We start from the raw sequence: 26,352 nt of genomic DNA on the forward strand, positions 1-26,352 counted from the left end.
CCGCTTATCGGGGCAATGGCACCTTGGCGTTTTGTGTAGGGCCCAACAGAAGTACGTGCCCTACCTTCGCAAAGGAGCCTGCCCATGATGCGCACTAGCCTGTTACTCGCTGCCCTGCTCGCCTCCCCCCTGGCCCTGGCGGTCGGCGCCGGGCCGACCCATCCTGATGATCCGCACACCCCGGCGCCCCAGCCGGGCGTGGACAGCACCCTTCACCCGATCGAGGCACCCGTGCCGCGCGATACCGATCCGCGAATACAGGGCAGCGACCCTGAAAGCCCGCCTGCCATGCAGAATGAAAACCGCGATTTGCCTGGTATGGAGGGCAGTGGGTCGGAAGGCACAGGTGGCCAAGGTAGCAATGGATCGGACGGCGGTCAGCGCTGATCAGTACCGCCCTCGTCGCGGGTTTCCCGCGACGAGGGCGGAATCGGCAACCCACGACCACCGCTCCAAATCCCCTACCACTGGCGCTTTTCAGGCCGTGTCAGCCCCAGTTTTTCGATCTTGTAACGCAGCATGTCCCGCGACAGCCCCAGCAACCGCGCCGATTTGGTCACGTTCCAATCGGTGCGGTCCAGCGTCCTGCACACCAAATCCCGTTCCATGTCCGGCAAGCTGGTTCCAGGCTCAGGCTCATGGCGCGGCATCTCGTATACCGTGGCCGTCGGCTGCGTGAGTGGCTCATCGACCAAGCTCAGGCACAGATTCAACTGGTGCGCCTGCACCACTTCATTAGGAGCCAACAACACCGTCTGCTCCAGCATGTTGCGCAGCTCGCGAACGTTGCCCGGCCAGCTGTAACCGAGCATCAAGTTCTCCGCCTCGGGGCTGAAGCGCAGATTGGGTTTGCCGTAACGACGGCCGTGATGGGCCAGGAAATGCCGTGCCAACAGCAGGATGTCCTGCCCCCGCGCGTGCAGCCGCGGTACTTTCAGGGCGATGATGCGCAGCCGGAAGAACAGGTCCCGGCGAAACTTGCCTTGCTGCACCATCTGTTCGAGGTTGCAGTTGGTGGCACTGATCACCCGCAGGTCAACCTTGCGTTCCTTGACCGCACCTATGCGGCGAATGCTGCGATCCTCCAGCAGTTTCAGCAGCTTGGCCTGTAGCACCAGGTCCATCTCGCCGATCTCATCGAGAAACAGCGTGCCGCCGTCTGCGGCCTCCACCAGCCCTACACGACGTTCCTTGGCGTCAGTGAAGGCGCCCTTCTCATGACCGAACAACTCCGCCTCAAGCAGGTTGGCCGGGATCGAGGCACAGTTGAATTCGATGAACGGCCCCTTGCTGCGTGAGCCATCGAAATGCAGGGCACGCGCCACCAGTTCCTTACCGGTACCGGTCTCGCCTTCGACCAGCACCGGCGGCAGGTCGTCATTAGCCATGCGCCGTTCCGCATCGAGCACCTGGCGCAGCGTATGCTTGAGGGTGAGCATCACCGGCGAGTCACCAATCAGCGCCTGCAGCCCGGACTTCTGCGCCTCGCGCTCCTGGTAGAACGACAGCGTGCGCTCCATGCGCTCGGTGGCCAAGGCCTTTTCCAGCGTCAGCTTGAGCTCGGCGAGCACCACAGGCTTGGTCAGGTAATGGAACGCCCCCTCTTTCATCGCCTGCACGGCGTCCTCGACGTTACCGTAGCCCGTCATCATGATGACCTTGAGCTCCGGCATCTGCGCCACCAGCGTGCGCAGCAGGTCATGCCCATTCATACCAGGCAGCGAGTTGTCGGTGAGTACCGCGTCGGGCTGAAACCGCTTGAGCTGCTCCAGCGCGAGCTCCGCACTGTTACACACCGTCACCTCGAAACCCTTCAGGTTCAGATAGGTGCGAATGTTGTTGGCAAGGATTTCATCATCCTCGACTACCAGGATGCTGTGCTCCATGTTCCCCTCCCGCTGCGATATTGAAAGTGAGGCTGACGCGGGTTCCTTCCTCTTCACGGCTGCTCAGGCTGACCGAGCCGCCAAAACGCTCCATGATGCGCTGAACCAGTGCCAGGCCTACACCGAGGCCGCCCTGCTTGGTGGTGAAAAACGGTTTGAAGACCATGCGTTGCTGCTGCTTGGTCATGCCCTTGCCCGTGTCACTGAGCAGCAACGCTGCGCGCCGCCCGTCCTGGGGGCTGACGCTGGCCCGCAACTCTCCGCCCATTGGCATGGCTTCGATGGCATTGGAAAACAAACTGTTGAGGATCTGCGTTAATTGCAGAGGCTGGCTGGCCACCCACTGTGCCTGGGGCCCGTCGAAGGAAAAGTGGATGCCGTTACGCTCGATCTGCTGGGCGAACGCCAGGCGGGTGTCCTTGATGGCGGCTACCAGGTCCACGGCCTCGGGCATATCGCTGGTCGGGCGCAATGACACCAGCAGCTCGCGCACCCAGCGCGACATGCGATCCACCTGGCTGATGATGTCGACGATGTTCTGCTGCGCCTGCGGATTGGCGATTTCCTGTGCCAGCTCGGCACTGGAACGGATATTGGCCAATGGGTTGCGCAGGCTGTGGGCCACCGCCGAGGACATTTCGCCAAGGGCGACATAGGTTTCACTCGCCACCAGCCGATCCTGTTGCTGATGCAGCATTGCGGCTGCGCGACGCACGATCCAGAACAGGCCAAAGTAGATCAACGCCCCGCCCACCAGGGTCGAGGCCCAGATCAGCACATAACCACGCTGAATCCGTCGAATCAGGTCCTGTGGCTCTTTGTAGATCTCGACCATAGACAGCACCTGCTGACCCTGGCTGTCGAACAAGGGGATGTAGTTTTCGATGAACAGGTAGTTGGGCTCACGCTCGAACTTCTGCTCCTCGCGATGCTCTTCGACTTTGTGGTAGCTGGCAGAGACCGCCTTGCGCGAGCGGAAGGCGTGGTCCAGGTCGCCATCAGCCTCGATGCGCTTGCCCACCAGTTCAGGGTTGGTGGACCAGACGATGGTGCGGTCACGGGCATAGACATTGGCCAGCAGCGTATCCGGAAGGTGCTCGACATGATCGAGGAACTCGACCCGGGTCGCCATGGCCAGCTGCGGGCTGACCTGCAGATGCTGCTGGTCCAGGCGCGGATCGAGCAGCTCACCCAGGGTGGTGCCGGGTGGCAATTGCGAATGGCGCACTTCGGCCTGGGCCATGGCCTGGATGAACTGGGCGGTGAGCATGGCATCTCGCTCCACGCTATCGCGGACCACGAAGCGGGTCGATACATAGCCCAGGCCAACTGCGACCGAGGTGATGATCAGCAAGCTGATCACGGAAAACCAGCGCAGCAGATTGAATTCTCGAAGCGGCGCACCCAGGCCACTGCCGGGCTGGGCGACGGTTTTGTCGGGAACATCGGTTTCCAGCGTCTGCATCGCGTCGTTCCCGAGCAAGGATTCCGTTCAGAAGGCTGTCACCAGCATCTCTACCGTGCGTAGCTAATTGATATCACTTCGCCACACCTGCTGCAGCCGCCATTTATCGCGTAGGTCTTGCTGCAAAAAATCAGCCACGCGCAAAAAATAAATATAGAACCTTTACTATCAGCCACTTAGGAACAGCATTTAATTTGTCTTCTAGACTGAGTCCCCACTTTTGGGTCACCTTACCCATAAAGACATAATTAGCTTACAGATCAAGGACTTACCTTCAGTTAATCATGTGATTTATTAGGTCTTGGCAAGCCGAAAATGAAGTGAAACCTGAGTGCCAAGGCCTTCGCGGCTAGTCAATCGAACCGACCCACCGAACCGCTCCATGATCCGTCTGACCAGTACCAACCCAACCCCGAGCCCGCCTTGTTTGGTTGAGAAGAAGGGCTTGAACGCCATGCGCTGCTGCTTATCATTCATGCCTTTTCCGGTGTCGGCCAGGCGCAGGGTAACGCTGCGCCTGTCCTGCTTCACCACCTCGATACGCAGCCGTCCGCCCTGCTCCATCGACTCCAGAGCATTGGCGATCAGGCTGTTGAAAATCTGCCCGAGCAATTCCGGCTGCCCCAGCACCTGTACTGCCGGAAGCGGCTTCAAGTCCAGGGTCACGCCACTGCGTGCCAGCGGTATGGCAAAGGTCTGCAAGCTGTCCTGCAAAACTTCCGGCAGGTCCACCGGTATGGCCTTGTCATCCAGCGGTCGCAGCGACTGCAGCAACTGGCGGATCCACTGGGACATGCGGTCGACCTGGCTGATGATCTCGTTGATGTTGCGCTGCGCCGGCCCCTCGTCGAACACCTGAGCCAGCTCGGCGCTGGAGCGGATGCTGGCCAGCGGGTTGCGAAGGCTGTGGGCCACGGCCGAGGACACCTCGCCAAGCGCAACGTAGGTTTCATTGCTGATCAGCCGTTTCTGCTGTACCGCCATCAACCGGGCGGCGCGGCGCATGATGCCGTACAGGCCGATGTAGACCACCCCGGCGCCCACCGTGATGGCCAGCCAAATGAGCACAAGGCCATGCTCAATGCGCACGATCAGGTCATGGGGTTCCTTGTATATCTCCACCATCGCCACCACGTGCTCGCCTTCTGCATCGAACAGCGGAATGTAGTTCTCGATGAACAACTGCTCAGGCGGGGTCACGAACTTTTGTTCGGAGCGGGCCTCATCGAAGCCGTGGTAACTGGCCGAAACCCGCATTTTATGCTCGAACGCCCGATCCAGGTCCTCATCGCCCTGAATCAGCTTGCCGGTCAGCGCCGGATTGCTCGACCAGATCACGGTGCGGTCCGGGGCGTAGATGTTGGCCAGCAGCATGTCTGGCAAGTGCGCGATGTGGTCGAGGAATTCACCGCGGGCCTTACGCCGCGCCACGGGGTCTACGCCTGGCAAAGGGTCCAGGTCTGTACGCGGGTCCAGCAGCTCACCCATGGTGCGCACATTGGGGATCGCCACATGGCGCACTTCAGCGTCAGCGATCGAGGTAATGAACTGTGCGGTGAGCAGCGCGTCACGCTCGACGCTTTCGTGGATGATGAAACGGCTGGAGATCAACCCCAGGCCTGCGGCCACCGAGAGGATGATGGCCAAGCTGACCCAGGCATACCAACGCAGAAGGTTGAACGGCTTGCGCGGCGTGCCGGCGTCAGGGCTGGCGGGTGACTCGAGTGGGTCGGAACGGGAGGCGATGTCCATGGCGGCTACCACTGCTGAGCACCTTTGAAAGGTTATAGCCCAGAGTTGGGGAATCCATGACATTGATTTTCGCAAGGCCGATGCAAGGCTGCCTGCCAGGGGGTGCCCATCACAACGGCGAATCCACTGCCAGCCCCTGTAACTTGCGGTATTCGCGCAGCACATTGGGCACATACCGCCGGGTTTCGGCGAAGGGCGGCACCGCTCCACGTCTGCGCACAGCATCCGGGCCAGCATTGTAGGCGGCGACGGCCAGGGTGATGTCGTTGTCGAACAGGTTCAGCATGCGTTTGAGGTAGCGGGCCCCACCCTGCACGTTGTCCTCCGGGTCAAGCACATCCTCAACCCCCATTTCCTTCGCCGTACCCGGCATCAACTGCATGAGCCCTACTGCCCCGGCCGCCGAGCGGGCCTTTGGGTTGTACCCAGACTCGGCCTTGATCAACGCATGCAGCAATGCCTGTGGAACGTTGTGCATGCGCGCCGCCGCCGCCACCAAGTCAGCGTAGGGGCGCCCGGTGATCAATTGCGCATTGGCCGGGCCAGCCTGAGCAACCGGTTCGCGAATCACCCGTTCATAGTTGCGCCCGGGCCGGTGGACGTTGGTCAGCACGTAACCGCCCTTGCCATCGATGGCAATGTACACATCAGCCTGTGCGCTGGCCCCTGCCAGCCAGATCAGTCCCAGGATAATCCCACGCATGTCGGTCGCCTCCCCGCCGTGCCCCCCGATATGGGGGAAATACCCCGGAAAACCCGGGCTTTTCTGCTACGACGCAAGCAATGTGCCGCTTGCCACGGCGCATGGCGCAAGGCCCCGAGGCAGACGTGCACGGCTGTTGCATGGCGCATGAAAACCTGAAAAGGCATGTCCCCATGCAGGAGGGCTTCACCATGCAGCGCAAACCCAATCGCCAATGTGGCTTCACCCTGCTCGAACTGCTGGTAGTGCTGGTGGTGCTCGGCTTGTTGGCCGGTATCGTCGCGCCCAAATACTTCAGCCAGTTGGGCCGTTCCGAGGCCAAGGTGGCACGGGCGCAGATCGAAGGGCTGGGCAAGGCCCTGGACCTGTATCGCCTGGAAGTCGGCCACTACCCCAACAGTGAGCAAGGCCTGCAGGCGCTGGTTGCCGCCCCCAGTGGCGAGGCCCGCTGGTCAGGCCCTTACCTGCAGAAAGCGATCCCACAGGACCCGTGGGGCCGTGCCTACATCTACCGCCAGCCAGGCGAAAACGGCGGCGAGTATGACTTGCTGTCCATGGGCAAGGATGGCCAGCCCGGTGGCGACGGTGAAAACGCCGAAATTACCAGTTGGCAATGAGGAGCAAGGCCATGCGCTATAGCCTGAAGGCCCTGGGTAGAGAGGGCGTGGTTCAATTGGACATCGATGCCGAGGATGCCGAACAGGCTCGGCGCAAGGTGCAAGACCAGGGGCTGCGGGTGGTCAGCGTGCGCAGCCAGGGTAGCGTACTGGGGCGCCTGCCATGGCGCCGCCAGGCCGCATTCGACCTGTTACTCTTCAGTCAGGAGCTGACCACGCTGCTACATGCCGGCCTGCCCTTGATCGATGCCCTGGAAAGCCTTGCGGAAAAAGCCCCCACCGCGGCAAGCCGTAAAGTGCTGGCGGCGCTGGTGGGCCAGCTGTACGAAGGCCGCTCGCTGTCCCAGGCTCTGGGCCAGCAGCCGCGGGTATTCCCGCCGTTGTACGTGGCGTTGGTCCAGTCCAGCGAGCGCACCGGGGCGCTGGGTGACGCCCTGCACCGTTATATCGGATACCGGCAGCGCCTGGATCTGGTCCGGCAAAAACTGGTTGGGGCTTCGGTCTACCCGCTGCTGCTGCTACTGGTGGGCGGTGGCGTGGTGCTGTTCCTGCTCGGCTATGTGGTGCCACGCTTCAGCCTGGTGTTCGAGGGCATGGGCAGCGAACTGCCCTGGCTCTCGCGCATGCTGATGCAGATCGGCCTGTTCCTGCATGCTCAGCAACTGCCCCTGGCCCTGGCCACAGCAAGTGGCATCGGCGCGCTGGTGCTGCTGCGCAATAACCCCCTGCTGCGGCGTTGGACGTCACGCCAGGTTCGGCGAATGCCAGCCCTGCATCAGCGCCTGATGATGTATGAATTGGCGCGCTTCTATCGCTCGCTGGGCATTCTGCTGCAAGGCGGCATACCCATCCTGACGGCCATGGGCATGGCCCGTGGGCTGTTGGGCAGCGCTGCAGCGCAAGGTTTGGAGCGGGCCTGCTGCGGGGTGGGTGAAGGGCTGCCGTTGTCGCAAGCGCTGGAAGCCGGGCAGTTGGTCACGCCTGTGTCGCTACGCCTGCTGCGAGCGGGCGAGCAATCCGGCAATCTGGGCGAGATGCTTGAACGCTGCGCAGATTTCCATGACCAGGAGATAGGCCGCTGGGTGGAGTGGTTCGTGAAGCTGTTCGAACCGCTGCTGATGACCTTCATCGGGTTGCTTATCGGGGTGATCGTTATTCTGATGTACATGCCAATCTTCGAGCTGGCGTCGAGCATCCACTAGCCGGCACCGCCTGCCACGACACCGGCTTGCCGACGCGCGAGGGCAAGGCCGGTGCCCTCTGGCACGGTGCGGGCCTGATGGGGTGGCCCGGGCGCTCAATAGTCGAACCGGTCCACCGCCCGCCGCCGCTCGTTGTCATCACGCCGGTCATAGCTGGCAGTGGTCTGGATGTTGGCGTGATGCGCCAGCTTCTGCGCAATCGACAGGTCGTGCTCTTCGATCACCCGGGTGATGAACGCCCGGCGAAAATCATGCGGCATGATCTTCACCCCCACCTGCGCCCCGCGCTGACGGGCAATGTAGTAGATCGCATGCTTGGTGATGCGCGCGCGGGTAATGTGGTTGCCACGGCGGATGCGATTGAACAGGAAGGGATCGTCCGACGCGCCCGCTGGCAGCGACTGCCGGCGCAGTTCAAGCCAGGCCTGCAATTTTGCGAAGGCCCAGGGCGGCGCATACTTGATCAGTTGCCGGTTGCCTTTGCCCAACACCTGCAGACTGCGTGCCTCGAAGTCCACTTGTTCCAGGTCGATATCCACCGACTCCGACTTGCGCATGCCGGTGCCATACAGCAGTGCAATGATCGCCGCATCACGAACGCCCTGCGGGCGCGGGTCGGCGTCGCACACCTCCATCAGCTCCCGGATCAGGCTACGGCGAAGGTTGCGCCCCGGCGGCAGGCGGCTACCGGTGGCCGGCTTGACCTCACGGATGCGCAGCAACTGCTCATGATCGATCAGGCCCTGGCGCCAGGCTTCATTCATCACGCCACGTATTGCATTGACATAAAGCGACGAACTATTGGGCGCATAGCCATCGGTGCGCAGCGCTGCGACCAGGCCGATCACGTGCCCTGGCTCAAGCTTGTGCCAGGGTATATCGACGAGGTTGCAGTCAGCGAAGCCCAGCCGGTCAGCAGCGTCCTGCAGGATGTAGCGCATGGTTTGCTGGCTGGAAGGCGCCAACCGGGCAAGGTACTGCAAGAGTGGATTTTGCGAGAGGTCGGACAAAACTTGAATCCTGTAGCGAAGCCCGGAGCGCCATCGAGCGCTCCAGGCGTAAAGCGGCCTGCGTCATTTCCTTGAAGTTCAGGGGCTTGGACACTGGCATGAGCTGAAATGGTATCCCATGGACTATCGTGGTAGCCATGACTCCCTGTCGATGAGGCACCATGGCACTGCACCGACTGACCCGTACCCACCCCCGCCTGAGCTTCGCTGCGCTGATCGGCATCCTTGGTGCGTGGCTGATTCCTGCCAACGACATCGTGCAACGCATCCTCGCTGGCTGGAACCTGGGGGTCTGGCTTTATTTGCTGCTGGTGCTTTGGCTGACCTGGCGAGCAACGCCCGAGAAGGTTCGCGAGGTGGCTCAGGTCGAGGACGAAAACGCAGGGGTGGTGCTGTTCACCGTGTGCATTGCCGCCATCGCCAGCCTTGCGGCGGTCACCCTGCAACTGGTCTCAAGCCGCGGTCTGCAGGGCAGTGACCAAGCCCTGCACTACCTCTACACCGGGTTGACCGTGGCGGGCTCCTGGCTGCTTATCGGGTGTATCTTCACGCTGCACTATGCCCGGCTGTTCTACAACAGCGCGCCGCAGGCACCCGCGTTGCGTTTCGCCGACGGTGAACGCAACCCCGACTACTGGGACTTCCACTACTTCTCGTTCACCATCAGCGTCGCCGTACAAACCTCCGACATCGGCGTAGCCAGCCGGGGTATGCGCAGGGTGGTGCTGGCACATTCACTGGTAGGCTTCGTGTTCAACACGGCAATCCTCGGCTTTACCATCAATATCGCTGCCGGCCTGCTCGGCTAGTATGCGCCGGGCGCAAGCGCCGATCCGGCCACACACCATGTGCAGTTGCTCGGCCGCCAGCACCAGCCCCATGCGCACATGCCCCGCCGCGCTGGGCCCGAAAGCATCGCCCGGCAGCAGTGAAACGCCCTCCTCTATCAAAAGCCGCTGGGCGAAGGCCTGGGCACTCAGCCCGGTTTCGCGGATATCAAGCATCACGAACATGCCCCCCGCTGGCCGGTGGGCACGCACCCCAGGGCAATCGGCCAAGGCCTTGCACACCAGGTCGCGCCGCTCGCGGTAGGCCTTGCGCATCTGTTGTACCGCGAGCAAGTCATGCTCCAACGCCACGCAAGCTCCCTGCATGACAAACTCTGGCAAGCCAAACAACAGGGTCATGGCCAGGTTGGTCAGGTGGGTGGTCAGCGCCGGGGGGCCGACCACCCATCCCACGCGCCAGCCGCTCATCGCGTGCGACTTGGACACGCTGTCAATGATCACGCAGCGCTCGCGCATGCCGGGCAGTTGCGCAGGGGCGACCGCTTCGCCGTCGTACAGCAGGCCACTGTAGACCTGATCGCACACCAGCCACAGATCATGGTCGCGACAAAGCTGCGCAAGCTGCAGCATGTCCTGCGGGGAGATGGCGCACCCGGTCGGATTGTGCGGGGTGTTCAGTAGCAGCCCGCGGGTACGCGGGGTTATCGCTTGCGCCACGGCGCGTGGGTCGAGCCGAAAGCCCTGCTCCGGGCTTACGGCCACCTGCACCGGCCGAGCCCCGCAAGCGCCGAATACACCGTGGTAGGTGACATACATGGGCTCAGCGACGATCACCTCGTCCCCTGGCCCGAACAGGCATTGGCAGACGGCATACAGGGCACATTGCGCACCAGCGAGCACCATCACTTGCTCGACACTGACCTCAGGGCCGGTGCGGCGGGCAATCGCCTGGCGCAGGGCCAGGCTGCCACGCACATCGCTGTAGTGAGTGTCGCCGCGGCGCAAGCTGCTGACCGCAGCGTCCACGATGGCCTTCGGCGTGTCGAAGTCAGGATCGCCCACCGACAGCAGGAAAATCTCGCGCCCTTCGCGACGCAGGGCCTGCGCCTGATAGTGGATGTCCCAGGCAGCAGCGGTTTCACCGGCGATGCGTTGAGTGAGCCTGGAATAGCGCATGACTGTCTCCTTGTCTGCCCAGCTCGCACCGCTCGTCCGAAAACGAAGTGCGCCGAATGGAGTTAAAAGTAGCAGAACCCTTAGCCACCTCTGACACCGCCTGCCAACGAAAACGTTTGCTTGGCTATTTGCCGCCAAACGGCGAACACCCGCTGTTTGTGACGAGGGTCAAGGGTGAGTGCATTTGGCGCACTTTCGGCAGAACAACGGGCCGTGGGGTGCTATCTTTAGTTTCCCGGCGGCCGCGCGCGGCTCCCCCATCACCCGCCCAGAAGGGCAAGGAGGCTGGCATGAACAAGATGACGTTCCCCAACGCCTGCCAGGTGATGCGCTGGCACTTCCACCCTCTGGGCTTCGAGGCCACCATGGATGCGCCACGCAGCATGATCGCGCGCCTGTTCGACCGTGCCACGGGCGAAACGTTGCTGGCGATCGCCGGCATCCCCTGCACGGCGATCATGGCGGCAGCCGACGTCGAACGCATCATTGAGGCTGTAGAAGCTGAAATGGATGCCTTCGTACCGGTTTTCGCCCTGCGTGACGCCGGCTAGGCGACCGCCTCCGGCGTTTGCTGCAATACCTGCAATGTCCCCATGAACTGCTCGGCCGGCACCGGCTGCCCCAGCAGGTAACCCTGCAGCGAATCACAGCCCAGGCGCGTCAGGAAATCCTGCTGGCCGCCGGTTTCCACCCCTTCGGCAACGATGCGCAAGCCCAGCGCCTGGCCCAACGCCACGATGGCCGAGACAATGGCTGCGTCGTCGCTATCCTGCTCAAGGTCGCGGACAAAGCCGCGGTCAATCTTCAGCTCGTTGGCGGGTAAGCGTTTGAGGTACATCAGGCTCGAGTAGCCGGTACCAAAGTCGTCGATGGACAGGTCCACCCCCATGTCGGACAGCCGCTGCAGCACCGCCAGGCTGGCATCGGCATCATGCATGGCAGTGGTTTCGGTGATCTCGAGGGTCAGGCTGTTGGCTGGCAGATCATTGTCGCGCAGGGCGCGGGCAACGCTGTCAACCAGGCCGGCATGACAAAACTGGATCGCGGACAGGTTGACCGCCATGCGCCAGTTTTCATGCCCTTGGTCAAGCCATTGGCGCATCTGGCGGCACGCCTCGTCCAGTACCCATTCGCCAATCGGGATGATCAGGCCGGTTTTTTCCGCCAGGCCAATGAAACGATCCGGCAGCAACAGACCGTGCTGCGGGTGCTGCCAGCGCAACAGGGCCTCTGCGCCGATCGCCTGGCAAGCCCGCGCAGCGAACTTAGGCTGGTAGTGCAGGCGGAACTGGCGTTGCTCCAAAGCCATGCGCAGGTCCTGCAGCAGTTGCAACTGCTGGCGGGCATTGCTGTTCATGGAAATGTCGAAGAAGCTGTAGCCATTCTTGCCGGCGCTCTTGGCGTGATACATGGCAGCATCCGCATTGCGCAGCAACTCCAGCTGGTCTTGGCCATTACCCGGATACAGGGCAATGCCCACGCTCGCCGTCAATTGCAAGTCATGCTCGGCCACGCGGAACGCCCGTGATATCAGGTTCACCTGTTTGACTGCCACATCCATGGCATCTGCAGGCTCCTGCAGTGCCACCAGCAGCACGAATTCATCGCCGCCAATGCGTGCCAGCGTATCCTGGCTGTGCAAGTGGCCGCGCAAGCGTGCGGCCACTGCCTTGAGCAGCAGGTCGCCCACATGATGACCAAATGCATCATTGACCGGCTTGAAGCCGTCCAGGTCGATGAACATGAGCGCAAAGCAACCGCCCTGCTCCGCCACCTTGCCGATCGCCTGCTCGATACGGTCGGAAAGCAGCGTGCGGTTGGGCAGGCCAGTCAGCGTGTCATGCAGCGCCAGCTGGGTCAGTTCCTGGTTGGCGAGGGTCAGCGACCGCGCAAGCTCTGCTGTGCGTGCCTCCAGGCGCGCATCGAGTACCGAGGTCAGCAACGCCACTGCGAGCACCGCCAAGGTAGTGATGAGCACCAGATAGACCAGTCCATCCCCTTGCAACCCGTCTGCCAGGGCGCCGCAGAAACTGCCGTTCTGGAAGTTGGCTGCGGCCATGCCGGTGTAATGCATGCCAACGATGGCAATGCCCATCAGCACAGCCGCCAGCCCTCGGATCTGGCGCACGTAAGGGGTATGCTGGCGCAGCCGGAAAGCGATCCACAGTGCTGCCGCCGATGCGCCCACAGCGATCGCCAGGGAGGCGCCGAACAGCGTCGGATCGTAGTCGATGCCGGGTAACATACGCAGCGCTGCCATGCCGGTGTAATGCATGCAACTGATGCCGGCGCCCATAATAAGCGCGCCAAACGCCAGTTGCAGCCACGGCAGGCTCGGTTGGCTCACCAGCCACAAGGCAAACCCCGAGGAGAGCACGGCGATCAACAATGAGAATGCTGTCAGGCCAACGTCATAGCCCAGATCGATCGGCAGGCTGAAGGCGAGCATGCCGATGAAGTGCATCGACCAGACGCCGATCCCCATCGCCAACGCCCCACCGCCCATCCAGATGAGCACCGCCCTGCCTCGAGCGGTAGCGATGCGGCCGGTAAGGTCCAGGGCGGTATAGGAGGCCAAGATGGCCACGCACAGTGAGATCAGCACCAGCGAAGAAGAGTAACTACCGGTCAGCATTGAGAGTTCCAGCGGCGGGACAAGGGGGGCCCGAAAAAGCTGACGATTGTACTCAAGCTTTGGCGAAACGCACGGGATTTCTAGACACGAAAATGGATCCAAAAATTACCCGAACAGGCCGTTAGGCCTGCCATAGAGCGCCTGGATCAGCGAATGACATTAAAATGCCACCTGTCGGCTTTCCACCCTCCACACGGCGCACATAAAAACAGACCAGAGGCGTGGCACAGGCCTGCCTTCACTCCTGCTCGGCAAACGCTTGCTCGGCATCCCAGCCACCGCCCAGCGCAGCGATCAGCTGCACGCTGGCCACCAGCCGCCCCTGCAACAGGTTCAACACGCTGCGCTCGTTGCTCAGTGCCGTAGTCTGGACATTGACGACATCCAGATAACCGATCAGCCCGGCCCTGTACTGGTTGTCGGTCAGGCGCAACGATTCACGCGCAGCATCCAGAGCTTCCTGGCGCACGACCGCCTCGTCGCCGTAAACCTTTAGCTGTACCAGGTAATTCTCGACTTCCTTGAAGCCGTCGAGCACGGTCTGGCGGTACTGCGCCACGGTCTGGTCGTATACCGCGACCGTGCGATCAACCTCCGCGCTGCGCTTGCCGGCATCAAAGAGTGTCAGTGCCAGTTGCGGCCCTACCGACCAGTAACGGTTGGGCAACTGTATCCAGTCATTGAAGGTACTGCTCGAATAGCCACCACTCATGCTCAGGCTCAAGTCCGGGAAATACGCCGCCCGTGCCACGCCGATGCTGGCGTTGGCAGCCATCACGTTGCGTTCGGCCGAAGCGATGTCCGGGCGACGTTCCAGCAGTTGCGACGGCAGGCTCACCGGAATCTGCGGCAACGCCGGGATGCTGTTGCTGTCGGCGAGGGCAAACTCCGCTGGGGCCTTGCCTAGCAACACGGCAATGGCGTTTTCGAACTGTGCACGTTGCCAGACCAGGTCTATCAGGTCAGCTTGGGTGGTCTTGAGCTGGGTGCGGGCCTGGGCCACGGCGTCAGGGCCGGAGACGCCTGCGCGGTACTGGTTTTCGGTCATGCGCAACGACCGCTCATACGTCGCGACGGTGGCTTCCAGGAGGCGCTTCTGCTCATCGATCACGCGCAACTGCAGGTAGTTCTGTACCAGTTCAGACTGCTGGCTTAGGCGGATTGCGGCAAGGTCGGCGAAGCTTGCTTGGGCACTGGCTTCGTTGGCGTTCATGGTCTCACGCAACTTGCCCCACAGGTCGATTTCCCAGCTCACGCCAAGCTGCGCGTTGTACGTGTTGCGAATACCGCTGCTGTTGTTGGACAGGCTGGAGCTCGAACTGCCGGTACCCTGGGCCGAGCGATTCTTGCTGGTCGTCAGGTTCAGGCTTGGGAACAACGACGCACGGCTGCTGCGCACCAGCGCTTGGGCCTGGCGGTACTGGGCTTCGGCCTGAGCCACACTCTGGTTGCTGCGGTTGAGCTCCTCGACCAAGGCGTTGAGCCCGGGGTCACCATAGATTTCCCACCAGGCGCCACGGGCGATGGCATCGGACGGGTTGGCCTGGGTCCAGCCCTCGGCCTGCTTGAACTGCGCCGGCGTGCTCAGCGCTGGGCGATGGTAGTCCGGGCTCAGGGTACAAGCGCTCAGCAGTGCTACGCACAAACCGGCACCGACCAGGCGCGAACCACGCCCGCAGGTCAGCAGTTGCAGGGCACGGTGGAGTGGAGAATGGGCAAAGTTCATAGCGGGGTATCCAGAGCGGCATCGGTGCGCACGCCGCGCCAATGGTTGAATCGGTGGCGCAGGCGGTCGAGGTACAGGTACACCACCGGCGTCGTATACAGGGTCAAGACTTGGCTGAAGACCAGGCCGCCGATGATCGTAAGCCCCAGCGGCTGGCGCATTTCCGCGCCCTCGGCGCGGCTGAGCAGCAAGGGCAAGGCGCCTAGCATGGCCGCCAGCGTGGTCATCAGGATCGGCCGCAGGCGCAGCAGGCAGGCACGGCGGATCGACTCTTCAGGCGTCAGGCCCTGTTGGCGTTCCAGTTGCAGCGCCAGGTCGATCATCAGAATGGCGTTCTTCTTCACCACGCCAATCAGCAGGAACAGCCCCAGCAGCGAGATCAGGCTGAACTCGCCCCCGGTGACGTAAAGCGCAAGCAAGGCCCCCACGCCAGCGGAGGGCAAGGTGGAGAGGATGGTCAGCGGGTGAATGTAGCTCTCATAGAGTATGCCCAGTACCAGATACACCAGCACCAATGCGCCAAGGATCATGAACGGCTGGCCTTGCTGGGTCCTGGCGAAGGCATCTGCGGTGCCACCCAGCTTGGCAATCACCTCTTCGGGCAGACCGAGCTTGGCCACCGCCCGCTCCACCGCGGCCATTGCCTGGCCGGGGCTGTAGCCTTCGGCAATGTCGAAGGCGATGTCTTCGGCAGCGAACTGGCCCTCATGGCTGACCCGGTCGTTCGCCAGGCTGTTCTCGTAATGGGCGATGGTCGACAACGGCACGCGCGCCCCGTCGCTGGTGATCACCTGCACCTGCTCCAGGCTGCTCGGGTCCCAGGCGTATTTCGGGTTGATCTCAAGCACCACCTGGTATTGGTTGAGGCTATCGTAGATGGTCGATATCTGCCGTTGACTGTAGGCGTTGTTCAGCACGGTGGTGACCATGTCCATGTCGATGCCCAGGCGCTTGGCCTGGTCGCGATCGACCACCAGGGTCACCTGCTGGGTACCAGAACCGTCGCGGGCGTCGATGGCGGTCAGCTCGGGCAGCGCGCGCATGGCTGCGACCACCTTGGGGAACCACTGGCGCAACGCTGCCAGGTCGCCGCTCTGCAAGGTGTACAGGTACTGCGACGAGGTCTGGTCACGGCCACCACCGCCCAGCTGCAGGTCCTGATCAGCCATCAGGAACAGCCGACCGCCAGGTACCTTGGGCATTTCCTTGCGCAAACGCTCGATGACCTGCTGCGCATCGATCTTGCGCTCGCTGATCGGTTTCAGGCGCACCAGGACCATGGCGTTGTTGGTACCACTGTTGCCGCCAATGAACCCGGCGACACTCTGCACGGCCGGGTCGGCCAGCAAGGCACGGCGGTAGATTTCCATCTTCGGCTGCATCACGGTGAACGACAGCCCGTCGTCACCGCGGATGAAGCCCATCAACTGCCCGGTATCCTGCTGCGGGATCAACGTTTTCGGCACCACCACATACAGCACGATGTTCAGGCCGATGGTCGCCAGCAGGCTGATCAAGGTCAGGCGCTTGTGGCGAAGGGCCCAACCCAGGCTGCGATCGTAGCCTTCGACCATGCGCTTGTGCAGGTTATCGCTCCAGCGCTGCAGACGCGACTGGTCAGCGCGGTGGGGCTTGAGCCAGCGGGCACAGAGCATCGGGGTCAGGGTCAGCGACACCACCAGCGAGACGATGATCGCCGCCGCCAGCGTAATCGAGAACTCCTGGAACAGGCTGCGCACGATGCCGCCCATGAACAGGATCGAAACGAACACCGCTACCAGCGAGACGTTCATCGACAGCAGGGTAAAGCCGACTTCCTTGGCGCCGAGGAACGCCGCACGCATCGGCGGCTGGCCGTCCTCGATATGCCGCGAAATGTTTTCCAGCACCACGATGGCATCGTCCACCACCAGGCCTGTGGCGAGGATCAACGCCATCAGCGACAGGTTGTTCAGCGAAAAACCGCACAGATACATCACCGCGAAGGTACCCACCAGCGATACCGGGACCGCCAGGCTGGGGATCAACGAGGCGCGCAGGCTGCCAAGGAACAGGTAGACCACGAGGATGACCAGCCCCACGGCGATCAGCAGCGTGTGTTCGGCTTCCTCGAGGGTGGCCTTGATGACCGGCGAACGGTCCATGGCCACGTTCAACTGCACGCTGGCCGGCAGCAGCGACTGCAGGGCCGGCAACTGCGCGTGGATCTGGTCGACGGTCTCGATGATGTTGGCGCCGATCTGACGGTTGATCACCAACAGCACGGCACTCTGATCGTTGAAAAAGCCGCTGTTGTAGCGGTTCTCGACGCCGTCGGTGATGGTCGCCACATCGGACAGGCGCAGTATCGTACCGTTCTCCTGCCGAATCACGACCGGTTCGTAATCCTTGGCTTTTTCCAGCTGATCATTGGCCCGTACTTGCCAGCTGCGCTCGCTGTCCTCGACATAACCCATCGGCCGGCGCTGGTTGGCGTTGGCTACCGCAGTGCGCACATCGTCCAGGGCCAGGCTGTACTGGTTGAGCAGTTGCGGCTCGACGGAAATGCGCACAGCGGGCAACGAACTGCCGCCGATCTGTACTTCCCCTACCCCACTGACCTGAGCCAGGCTCTGCGACAGTATGGTGTCAGCCAGATCGTACAGCTGGCCCTTCTGCAACACGTCCGAGGTGAGCGACAGCACCATGATCGGCGCCTGCGACGGGTTGAGTTTCTTGTAGGTCGGCATGCTGCGCATGCCGCTGGGTAGCAGGTTGCGCGTGGCGTTGATCGCCGCTTGAACCTCGCGCGCGGCACCGTCGATGTCCCGCCCTTGCTCGAAGCCGATGATCACCCGGGTCGAGCCCTGGTTGGAGCTACTGGTCAGGGTGGTGACACCGGCGATACTGCCAAGCTTGCGCTCCAGCGGCGTGGCGACGGTGGAGGCCATCACCTCAGGGCTGGCGCCAGGCAGGTTGGCCTGTACCACGATCACCGGGAAGTCGATCTGTGGCAACGGCGAAACCGGCAGCAGGCCGAAACTGACGCCACCGAGCAGCATGATCGCCAGGCTCAGCAGCATGGTTGCCACAGGCCGGCGAATGAACGGGCCGGACAGGTTCATGCTTCGGCCTGCTTCGCGTCAGTGGCCGGGCGCCAGCGGCGTGCCAGGCGGTCGAAGTACAGGTAGATGACCGGCGTTGTGAATAGGGTCAGCACCTGGCTGACCAGCAAGCCGCCGACCATGACCAGGCCCAGCGGCTGGCGCAGCTCGGCGCCCGAACCTGTGGCCAGCATCAGCGGTATTGCGCCGAACAGCGCGGCCAGGGTGGTCATCAGGATCGGCCTGAAGCGCAGCAGCGCAGCCTGGTAGATGGCGTCATGCGGGCTCATGCCTTGGTTGCGCTCGGCCTCGAGGGCGAAGTCGATCATCATGATCGCGTTCTTCTTGACGATGCCGATGAGCAGGATGATGCCAATGATGGCGATCATGCCCAGGTCGTTGCCGCTGAGGATCAACGCCAGCAAGGCGCCGACCGCCGCCGACGGCAAGGTCGAAAGGATGGTGATCGGGTGAATGTAGCTCTCGTACAGTACGCCGAGCACGATATACATGGTCACCACGGCGGCAAGGATCAGCAGCAAGGTGCTCGACAGCGACGCCTGGAAGGCCTCGGCAGCCCCCTGGAAGCGGGTCTGCACCCCGATAGGCATGCCGATTTCCTGCTGTACCTGCTCGATCACCTTGACCGCTTCGCCCAGAGAAGCGCCGTGGGCCAGGTTGAACGACATCATCACAGCCGGGAACTGGCCGATGTGTGAAATCGCCAGTTGCGCCTGGCGCTGCTCGATGCGCGCGAGGGCCGACAGGCGCACCTGCCCCCCGTCACTGGCTTTGACATGGATCGACTCCAACGCCTGCGGCCCGATGCTTGCTGCATCACGCGACTGCAGCACCACCCGGTACTGGCTGGCCTGGGTATAGATGGTCGAGATCTGCCGTTGACCGAAGGCGTCATACAGGGCGTTGGTGATTTGCGACACATCGATGCCCAGGCGGCTGGCCATGTCACGGTCGATCACCAGGTACACCTGCAGCCCCTTGTCCTGCAGGTCGCTGGCCACGTCCTGCAGTTCCGGGCGCTGTTGCAGCGCAGTCACCAGCTTGGCGCTCCACTGCGCGAGCAGGTCAGCATCGGGCGAAGACAAGCTGAACTGGTACTGGGTGCGGCTGACACGGTCCTCGATGCTCAGGTCTTGCACCGGCTGCATGAACAGGCGGATGCCGACCAGCTTGTCGAGCTGAGGCTGCAAGCGGCTGATCACCTCGCCGGCCGTCACGTCGCGTTCGCCATGGGGCTTGAGGTTGATCAGCATGCGCCCACTGTTGAGGGTGGCGTTGTCACCGTCCACACCGATGTAGGACGACAGGCTCTGCACGGCCGGGTCCCGCAGGATGATCGCGCTCAGCGACTGTTGGCGTTCACTCATGGCGGTGAACGAGGTGGACTGCGGCGCTTCGGAGATACCCTGGATCACCCCGGTGTCCTGCACCGGGAAGAAGCCCTTGGGCACCACCATGTACAGGAAAACGGTCAGCGCCAGGCTGGCGACCGCCACCAGCAAGGTCAGCGGCTGGTGCCGGAGCACCCATTGCAGGCCACGGCCATAGTGTTCGATCAGCCAGTCGATCCACGCACCACTGGCGCGGTAGAAACGGCCTTGCTCCTCTTCCTTAGGTTCACGCTTGAGCAGGCGTGCGCACATCATGGGTGTCAGGGTCAGCGAGACCACCAGGGAAATCAGGATAGCCACCGCCAGCGTGATGGCGAATTCGCGGAACAGCCGGCCCACTACATCGGCCATGAACAGCAGCGGGATGAGCACGGCAATCAGCGAAAAGGTCAGGGAGATCAGGGTGAAACCGATCTGCCGCGCGCCCTTGAGCGCAGCCTGCATGGGCGTCTCGCCCTCCTCGATGTGCCGCGAGATGTTCTCCAGCATGACGATGGCGTCATCGACCACGAAACCGGTGGCGATGGTCAAGGCCATCAGGGTCAGGTTGTTGATCGAGAAGCCGGCCAGGTACATCACGCCGAAGGTGCCGATCAATGACAGCGGCACGGCAATCGACGGGATGATGGTGGCACTGACGCGGCGCAGGAAGACAAACGTCACCATCACCACCAGGACGATGGCGATCAGCAGTTCGTGCTGCACATCCTTGACCGCGGCGCGGATGGTCTGGGTGCGGTCGGTCAGCACCGCCACCTCGAGGCCGGCTGGCAGGTTGTCGGTGATCGACGGCAGCAGGTCCTTGATGCGATCGACCACCTCGATGACATTCGCACCGGGCTGGCGCTGGATGTTCAGCAGTACCGCCTGGCTCTGGTTGGCCCATGCTGCGAGGCGTTCGTTCTCAGCCCCGTCGACGATTTCGGCGACGTCCTTGAGGCGCAGCGGCGCACCGTTGTTGTACGCCAGGATCAGGTTGGCGTACTCCTCGGGGGAGCGCAGCTGGTCATTGGCATCGAGCATCGACACCCGGGTCGGGCCATCGAAGTTGCCTTTGGGCTGATTGACGTTGGAGGCACCGACCAGGGTACGCACGTCTTCAAGGTTCAGGCCATTGGCGGCCAACGCATCGACGTTGACCTTGATGCGCACGGCCTGGCGCTGGCCACCGGCGATGCTGACCATGCCCACGCCGCTGATCTGCGCCAGCTTCTGCGCTACACGGGTATCGACCAGGTCGTTGAGCTTGGGCAACGGCATGGTCTTGCTGGAAATGGCCAGGGTCAACACCGGAGTATCGGCAGGGTTGACCTTGTTGTACACCGGAGGGGCCGGCAGGTCGCTGGGCAACAGGTTGCTGGCGGCGTTGATCGCAGCCTGTACCTGTTGCTCGGCGACGTCCATGTTCATGTCCAGGCTGAAGCGCAGGGTCAGCACCGAGGCACCGCCAGAACTGGTCGATGCCATCTGGGTCAGGCCCGGCATCTGGCCGAACTGGCGCTCGAGCGGCGCGGTGACGGCACTGGTCATCACCTGCGGGCTGGCGCCCGGATACAGGGTCATGACCCGGATGGTCGGGTAATCGACCTGCGGCAAGGCCGAAACCGGCAGCAGCGTGTACGCGATCAGGCCGGCCAGCACGATGGCCAGCATGCTCAGCGTGGTGGCGACCGGGCGAAGGATGAACAGGCGCGACAGGTTCATGCGCCCGCCTTGCCTGCCGCTTCGCTGGTCTGGGCCGAGCCTTTGCCGTCCTGCCCCTGCAGGTGCTGGCCGGGCGTGGCTGGTACCTGCGAGCTGTCCTCAACCACGTCGACCTTGGAGCCCTCGCGCAGACGGTCGGTGCCCTCGAGCACCAGGCGGTCACCCGCCTTCAGGCCTTCGAGGATGACACTGTTTTCACCGTCACTGGGGCCAACCTTGAGCTTGCGCACATTCACCGTGTTGTCGGCAGTGACGACATAGGCGAAGGTGCCGTCGTTGCCGAACTGGATGGCCGCCGCCGGGGCCATGACGACCTGCTTGAGGGTGTCGGCCAACAGGCGCACGTTGACGAACTGGTTGGGGAACAGCGCCATGTCCTTGTTCTCGAAGCGGCCTTTGAACTTCAGGGTACCGGTGGTGATGTCTATCTGGTTGTCGATGCTGGCCAGCACACCCGTGGACTGCAGTTTGCTGTCGCCACGGTCCCAGGCCTCGACCGGCAGGCTTGCACCGCTGCGATAGCGCTCCAGAACCGTGGTCAGCTCGGTTTCCGGCAAGGTGAACGCGACGCTGATCGGTTCGGTCTGGGTGATGACCACCAGTGCGGTGGTGTCATTGGCCGCCACCAGGTTGCCCAGGTCGAGCTGACGCAGCCCCACCCGGCCACTGATCGGCGCGCGGATCCGGGTGAATTCGAGGTTCAGGCGGGCATCGTTGACCTGAGCCTGGTTGGTTTTGACAAGCCCCTGGAACTGCGCCACCTGGGCTTGGGCCGTATCGAGTGTCTGCTTGGCGATGCTGTCCTCGGCATACAGGCCTTTATACCGCGCCAGGTCGACCTGGGCGTTCTTGAGCTGTGCCTGGTTTTGCGCCAGCGTACCTTCGGCCTGCTGCAGCGCGATGCGGTAGGAACGCGGGTCGATCTCGGCGAGCAAGTCGCCAGCCTTGACCTGCTGGCCCTCCTTGAAGTGGATTTTCACCAGCTCACCGGCAACGCGGCTACGTACGTTGACAGTGTTGGTGGCGGTGACCGTGCCAAGCGCCTTGTAGTAGAGCGGGAAGTCGCCCAGCCGTGCAGGTTCCACGCGCACGGGCACTGCCTCTGTGGAGCCCCCGAAACCGGGGCGCCCCATGCCGATGCCCATCCCTTTGCCCGGCCGCCCGCCGCCCGGTTCATGTTGGCCAGGCGTTGCAGCGGGCCACAACCACCAGGCCAGCAAGGCCACCAGCAGCAGGATCAGCAGGCCAACCAGCCAGCGACGAGGGGATCGGGAGACGGAAACTTGCATGGGTTGAACGAACCTTGTTCGGAATGACGACTGGGGAAGGTGAACGATAAGCACTGGCACTCTTTTAGCAAAGGCCCTTTACCAGAGGTTTACCTTTGCCTGACGTTGCCAAGAGTTTGAACTTTAAATGAAAACGGCCCGGAGTGTGTTCCGGGCCGTTACAGGGTGTTGCTTGGAGAGGCAAGGCGCTGGAGAGTTCCGCAGCCGGAGCCGGGAACATGGCCTGCCCCAGGCTCAATGCCAGGCAGCGATCTGGGTCCGCTTTGCGGCCCATCGCCGGCAAGCCGGCTGCCACCTTGACCTCTCCGTTCTCGAAGTCTGCGCCGTACTTGTGGGAGCTGCCTGGCCTGCGATGGGCTGCGTCAGCAGCCCTGACAAGCCCCGCTGACTGGCATCAGCCCTGCACCCTCCTTACTTCAATACCGCCAGGGCCGCGTCGTAGTTCGGCTCGTCAGCGATTTCGCCAACCAGCTCGCTGTGCAGCACCTTGTCGTTTTCGTCCAGCACCACCACGGCACGCGCAGCCAGGCCAGCCAGCGGGCCGTCAGCGATGGCCACACCGTAGTTTTCGAGGAACTCGCGACCACGCAGGGTCGACAGGTTCTTCACGTTCTCCAGGCCTTCAGCGCCGCAGAAGCGCGCTTGGGCGAACGGCAGGTCCGCGGAGATGCACAGCACCACGGTGTTGGCCACATCGTTGGCCTGGGCGTTGAACTTGCGCACCGAGGAGGCGCAGGTCGGGGTGTCGACGCTTGGGAAGATGTTCAGCACCTTGCGCTTGCCGGCGAAGTCCTTCAGCGACTTGTCGGCCAGGCCTTCACCTACCAAGGAAAAGGCGGGAGCCTGGGCGCCGGCCTGCGGCAGCTCGCCGTTGACCTGAACCGGGTTGCCTTTGAGAGTCACTTGAGCCATGGACGAAATCCTTATGCGGGGTTTGAAAAGGACACTGAGTTAAGCATGAAGGCGCCCGGGTGCCTATGGGGTTTAATGAAATTGTTCTATTGCCTGACAGTTTTTGTGGACAAAAAAATGTCCGGGTTGCACCAGGCAGCCCGGACATGGATCAGCGCGAAGGACGGGTCAGCCCAGCAGGCCGTACACCACAGACGTCAGCGCGACCAGGCCAACCACCACAACGAAGACGTTGGACAGCGCGCCACTGTACTTGCGCATCGAAGGCACGCGGCGGATCGCGTACATCGGCATCAGGAACAGCAACACGGCGATGATCGGGCCACCCAGCGACTCGATCATGCCCAGAATGCTCGGGTTCAGGGTGGCGACGATCCAGCACACCACCAGCATCAGCGCGGCGACCACCCGGTCCAGCGCCTTGGCGCCCGGGCGTGAGCCGGTCTTGGCGATGATACCCTTCAGGCCCTCGCTGGCACCGATGTAGTGCCCCAGGAACGACTTGGCGATGGCGACGAAGGCGATCAGCGGCGCGGCGAAAGCGATCGTCGGGTTACTGAAGTGGTTGGCCAGGTAAGACAGGATCGACAGGTTCTGCGCCTTGGCTTCAGCCAATTGAGCGCTGTCGAGGGTCAGTACGCAGCTGAACACGAAGAACAGCACCATGGCCACCATCAGCAGGTGTGCGCGGGCCAGGATCTGGCCGCTGCGCTCGTCAGCGTGGTCGCCATACCGGCGTTTCTGGTCCACGGCAAAGGCCGAGATGATCGGCGAGTGGTTGAACGAGAACACCATCACCGGGATCGCCAGCCACACGGTGTGCAGGAAAGCCGAGCCCGATGGCAACTGAGAAGCGCTGTCGAGGATCCCCCCGGTCCAGTGCGGAACCAGGTAAAGGCCCAGCAGCGCCAGGGCGACGATGAACGGGTACACCAGCAGGCTCATGACTTTCACCGTGGCCTGCTCACCGCAGCGTACGATGGCCAGAAGACCGAGGATCAGCACGAACGACAACAACGCCCGCGGCGGCGGGGTCATGTGCAACTGGTGCTCCATGAAGCTGGCGACGGTGTTGGTCAGCGCCACGCTGTAGATGAGCAGGATCGGGAAGATGGCGAAAAAGTACAGCACGGTGATCAATGCACCGGCCTTGATGCCGAAATGCTCTTGCACCACGTCCGTGATGTCACCGTCACCGCGCCCGGACAGTACGAACCGGGTCAGGCCGCGGTGGGCGAAATAGGTCATCGGGAAGGCCAGTGCGGCGAGAATCAGCAGCGGCCAGAAACCACCGAGGCCCGCATTGATCGGCAGGAACAAGGTGCCTGCGCCGATGGCGGTGCCAAACAGCCCCAGCATCCAGGTAGTGTCATGACGGGACCAGCTGCCAAGGGCAGCCGGGGTCGATTCGAAGCGTTGATCAACGCTTGGGGCCTGCTCGTTCATTCCGGGTGCAACTCCACTCGCAAGACTGCAACAGGGCTGGGAATGGCGAAACAGAGGCCTCGCACACCCCAACCAGAAAAGAGGGGCGCGATTGTGCACTGAAACCGTGCGGATGCGAAGCCCCGCCCGAGGGACGGTTGCACTTGTCTTTACAAGCGGGTTGCACTATGAGGTCACCTTGGGGCGCTGTCGCGCCACAAGGCCGCTCCTGCGGGCGCTCGCGAGGCCTTGCAGGAGCGGTATGGCGCAGTGTTACTGCTGAACGGCAGCGAACGCTTCGGCCACCCGTTGCAGGTTGGCAGGGCGCAGGCCGGACATGCACACCCGGCCGCTGTCGATCAGGTACACCCCGAACTCGTCCCGCAGGCGACGGACCTGCTCGACGCTGAAACCGGTGTAGCTGAACATGCCACGTTGGCGCAGGAAGAACTGGAAGTCCTGGCCTGGCAGCAGCACGGCCAGCGCATCGACCAGGGCCTGGCGCATATCGAGGATACGCTTGCGCATCACCTCGACTTCAGCGGCCCACTGCGCATTCAGCGCAGCATCGCCAAGCACGCCGGCCACCAGCTGAGCGCCGAAGTTGGGCGGGCTGGAGTAGTTGCGCCGTACAGTTGCTTTGAGCTGGCCAAGCACGCTTTGGGTGGTGTCTTCATCGTCGCAGACGACCGACAGGCCCCCTACCCGCTCACCGTACAGCGAGAAGATCTTCGAGAACGAGTTGCTGACCAGGCAAGGTACGCCGGCCCGGGCCATTTCGCGGATGGCGTACGCGTCTTCCACCAGCCCCTCGCCGAAGCCCTGGTAGGCGATGTCGAGGAACGGGATCAACTGGCGCGCCTTGACCACTTCCACCACTTGCTGCCACTGGTTCTGGGTAAGATCGGCACCGGTGGGGTTATGGCAGCACGGATGCAGCAGCACGACACTGTTGCCAGGCAATGTCTGCAAAGTCGCCAGCATGCCATCGAAGTCCACGCCACGGCTGGCCTGGTCGAAGTACGGATAGCTGTGCACCTTGAACCCTGCACCTTCGAAGATGGCGCGGTGGTTGTCCCAGGTCGGGTTGCTGACCCAGACTTCGGAGGCCGGGAAGTAACGCTTGAGGAAATCGGCGCCGACCTTGAGCGCGCCGGAGCCGCCGACAGTCTGCACGGTCGCCACGCGCTTGCCGGTCACGGCTGGGTGGTCGGCACCGAACAGCAGCGCCTGGATCGCCTGGCGGTAACTGGCCAGGCCTTCCATCGGCAGGTACAGCGAGGCCTCGTGGGCCACGCCGGCGATGCGTTTTTCAACGGCATCCACTGCTTCGAGCTGCGGCACCACGCCGGCCTCATCGTAATAAAGGCCGATACTCAGGTTGACCTTGTCGGCGCGCGGGTCGGCCTTGAAGGTTTCCATCAACGAGAGGATCGGGTCGCCGGCATAGGCATCGACATGTTTGAACACAGCGTGCAGCTCCTTGGATCAGGACAGTTCGGAAAGGCTCAGGTGAGGATACCCGGAGTCGGCGGGCAGGAACATCACCTATTGTGCAAGGTTGTCT

19 protein-coding genes are annotated in these 26,352 nt (G+C 62.7%); 5 read left to right on the plus strand and 14 right to left on the minus strand.

Going from position 1 to position 26,352, the window contains the following annotated elements; translation table 11 throughout:
- Positions 1 to 84 precede the first annotated feature (84 nt).
- Entirely contained in the window at positions 85 to 387 is a 303-nt protein-coding gene (locus tag JNA92_RS04605; protein WP_241803548.1) for a hypothetical protein, read from the plus strand.
- Between the two features lie 74 nt (positions 388 to 461).
- On the opposite strand, the gene JNA92_RS04610 is transcribed toward JNA92_RS04605, so the two are convergent.
- The 4 genes from JNA92_RS04610 to JNA92_RS04625 all read right to left on the minus strand — a co-directional run bounded on the left by JNA92_RS04610 (position 462) and on the right by JNA92_RS04625 (position 5,806).
- A complete protein-coding gene (locus JNA92_RS04610) occupies positions 462 to 1,886 on the minus strand; it encodes a sigma-54-dependent transcriptional regulator (RefSeq protein ID WP_241803549.1) in 1,425 nt (474 codons plus the stop codon).
- Positions 1,855 to 3,351 (minus strand): sensor histidine kinase, encoded by a 1,497-nt coding sequence (locus tag JNA92_RS04615; RefSeq protein WP_241803550.1) that lies wholly within the window; start codon positions 3,349 to 3,351, stop codon positions 1,855 to 1,857. The genes JNA92_RS04610 and JNA92_RS04615 overlap by 32 nt, the downstream gene beginning before the upstream one ends.
- A gap of 294 nt (positions 3,352 to 3,645) precedes the next feature.
- Entirely contained in the window at positions 3,646 to 5,103 is a 1,458-nt protein-coding gene (locus JNA92_RS04620) for a sensor histidine kinase (protein WP_241803551.1), read from the minus strand.
- Positions 5,104 to 5,212: 109 nt separating this feature from the next.
- Complete coding sequence (locus JNA92_RS04625) at positions 5,213 to 5,806, minus strand: lytic transglycosylase domain-containing protein (RefSeq protein WP_241803552.1); 594 nt, start codon at positions 5,804 to 5,806, stop codon at positions 5,213 to 5,215.
- 191 nt (positions 5,807 to 5,997) lie between these two features.
- Between JNA92_RS04625 and gspG the strand changes: the two genes are divergently transcribed.
- Together gspG and JNA92_RS04635 are read left to right on the plus strand one after the other, a co-directional pair.
- Positions 5,998 to 6,423: a type II secretion system major pseudopilin GspG gene (gspG, locus tag JNA92_RS04630; protein WP_039603405.1), complete on the plus strand. Its 426-nt coding sequence runs from the start codon at positions 5,998 to 6,000 to the stop codon at positions 6,421 to 6,423.
- Between the two features lie 11 nt (positions 6,424 to 6,434).
- On the plus strand, positions 6,435 to 7,625 hold the full coding sequence (locus JNA92_RS04635) for a type II secretion system F family protein (protein WP_241803553.1): 1,191 nt from the start codon (positions 6,435 to 6,437) through the stop codon (positions 7,623 to 7,625).
- A 95-nt stretch (positions 7,626 to 7,720) separates the two neighbouring features.
- Here JNA92_RS04635 and JNA92_RS04640 read toward each other — a convergent pair whose 3' ends face one another.
- Positions 7,721 to 8,635 (minus strand): site-specific integrase, encoded by a 915-nt coding sequence (locus JNA92_RS04640; RefSeq protein ID WP_241803554.1) that lies wholly within the window; start codon positions 8,633 to 8,635, stop codon positions 7,721 to 7,723.
- A 161-nt stretch (positions 8,636 to 8,796) separates the two neighbouring features.
- Between JNA92_RS04640 and JNA92_RS04645 the strand changes: the two genes are divergently transcribed.
- The gene (locus JNA92_RS04645) at positions 8,797 to 9,444 is read left to right on the plus strand and encodes a DUF1345 domain-containing protein (protein WP_241803555.1); all 648 of its coding nucleotides are present in this window, start codon (positions 8,797 to 8,799) and stop codon (positions 9,442 to 9,444) included.
- On the opposite strand, the gene JNA92_RS04650 is transcribed toward JNA92_RS04645, so the two are convergent.
- Positions 9,370 to 10,599 (minus strand): pyridoxal phosphate-dependent aminotransferase, encoded by a 1,230-nt coding sequence (locus JNA92_RS04650; protein WP_241803556.1) that lies wholly within the window; start codon positions 10,597 to 10,599, stop codon positions 9,370 to 9,372. The two genes, JNA92_RS04645 and JNA92_RS04650, sit on opposite strands and share 75 nt — an antisense overlap.
- 290 nt (positions 10,600 to 10,889) lie before the next feature.
- On the opposite strand from JNA92_RS04650, the gene JNA92_RS04655 reads away from it, so the two are divergent.
- Positions 10,890 to 11,150, plus strand: a complete 261-nt coding sequence (locus JNA92_RS04655; protein ID WP_241803557.1) for a DUF1652 domain-containing protein — start codon at positions 10,890 to 10,892, stop codon at positions 11,148 to 11,150.
- On the opposite strand, the gene JNA92_RS04660 is transcribed toward JNA92_RS04655, so the two are convergent.
- The 8 genes from JNA92_RS04660 to JNA92_RS04695 form a co-directional block, all read right to left on the minus strand.
- Positions 11,147 to 13,234, minus strand: a complete 2,088-nt coding sequence (locus JNA92_RS04660; RefSeq protein WP_241803558.1) for a putative bifunctional diguanylate cyclase/phosphodiesterase — start codon at positions 13,232 to 13,234, stop codon at positions 11,147 to 11,149. The two genes, JNA92_RS04655 and JNA92_RS04660, sit on opposite strands and share 4 nt — an antisense overlap.
- Before the next feature lie 238 nt (positions 13,235 to 13,472).
- Entirely contained in the window at positions 13,473 to 14,960 is a 1,488-nt protein-coding gene (locus JNA92_RS04665) for an efflux transporter outer membrane subunit (RefSeq protein WP_241803559.1), read from the minus strand.
- The gene (locus JNA92_RS04670; protein ID WP_241803560.1) at positions 14,957 to 18,064 is read right to left on the minus strand and encodes an efflux RND transporter permease subunit; all 3,108 of its coding nucleotides are present in this window, start codon (positions 18,062 to 18,064) and stop codon (positions 14,957 to 14,959) included. The genes JNA92_RS04665 and JNA92_RS04670 overlap by 4 nt, the downstream gene beginning before the upstream one ends.
- Positions 18,061 to 21,159, minus strand: a complete 3,099-nt coding sequence (locus tag JNA92_RS04675) for an MdtB/MuxB family multidrug efflux RND transporter permease subunit (protein ID WP_241803561.1) — start codon at positions 21,157 to 21,159, stop codon at positions 18,061 to 18,063. Before JNA92_RS04675 ends, JNA92_RS04670 begins: the two co-directional genes overlap by 4 nt.
- A complete protein-coding gene (locus tag JNA92_RS04680; protein WP_241803562.1) occupies positions 21,156 to 22,448 on the minus strand; it encodes an MdtA/MuxA family multidrug efflux RND transporter periplasmic adaptor subunit in 1,293 nt (430 codons plus the stop codon). Before JNA92_RS04680 ends, JNA92_RS04675 begins: the two co-directional genes overlap by 4 nt.
- Positions 22,449 to 22,859: 411 nt before the next feature.
- Positions 22,860 to 23,360, minus strand: a complete 501-nt coding sequence (tpx, locus tag JNA92_RS04685; RefSeq protein WP_241803563.1) for a thiol peroxidase — start codon at positions 23,358 to 23,360, stop codon at positions 22,860 to 22,862.
- Between the two features lie 168 nt (positions 23,361 to 23,528).
- Positions 23,529 to 24,806, minus strand: coding sequence for a serine/threonine transporter (locus tag JNA92_RS04690; RefSeq protein WP_241803564.1), 1,278 nt, complete (start codon positions 24,804 to 24,806; stop codon positions 23,529 to 23,531).
- Positions 24,807 to 25,058: 252 nt separating this feature from the next.
- Positions 25,059 to 26,255 (minus strand): aromatic amino acid transaminase, encoded by a 1,197-nt coding sequence (locus tag JNA92_RS04695; RefSeq protein WP_241803565.1) that lies wholly within the window; start codon positions 26,253 to 26,255, stop codon positions 25,059 to 25,061.
- Between the last annotated feature and the right edge of the window lie 97 nt (positions 26,256 to 26,352).

The sequence above is a fragment of the Pseudomonas putida genome (assembly GCF_022627325.1).
Classification (GTDB): domain Bacteria; phylum Pseudomonadota; class Gammaproteobacteria; order Pseudomonadales; family Pseudomonadaceae; genus Aquipseudomonas; species Aquipseudomonas putida_X.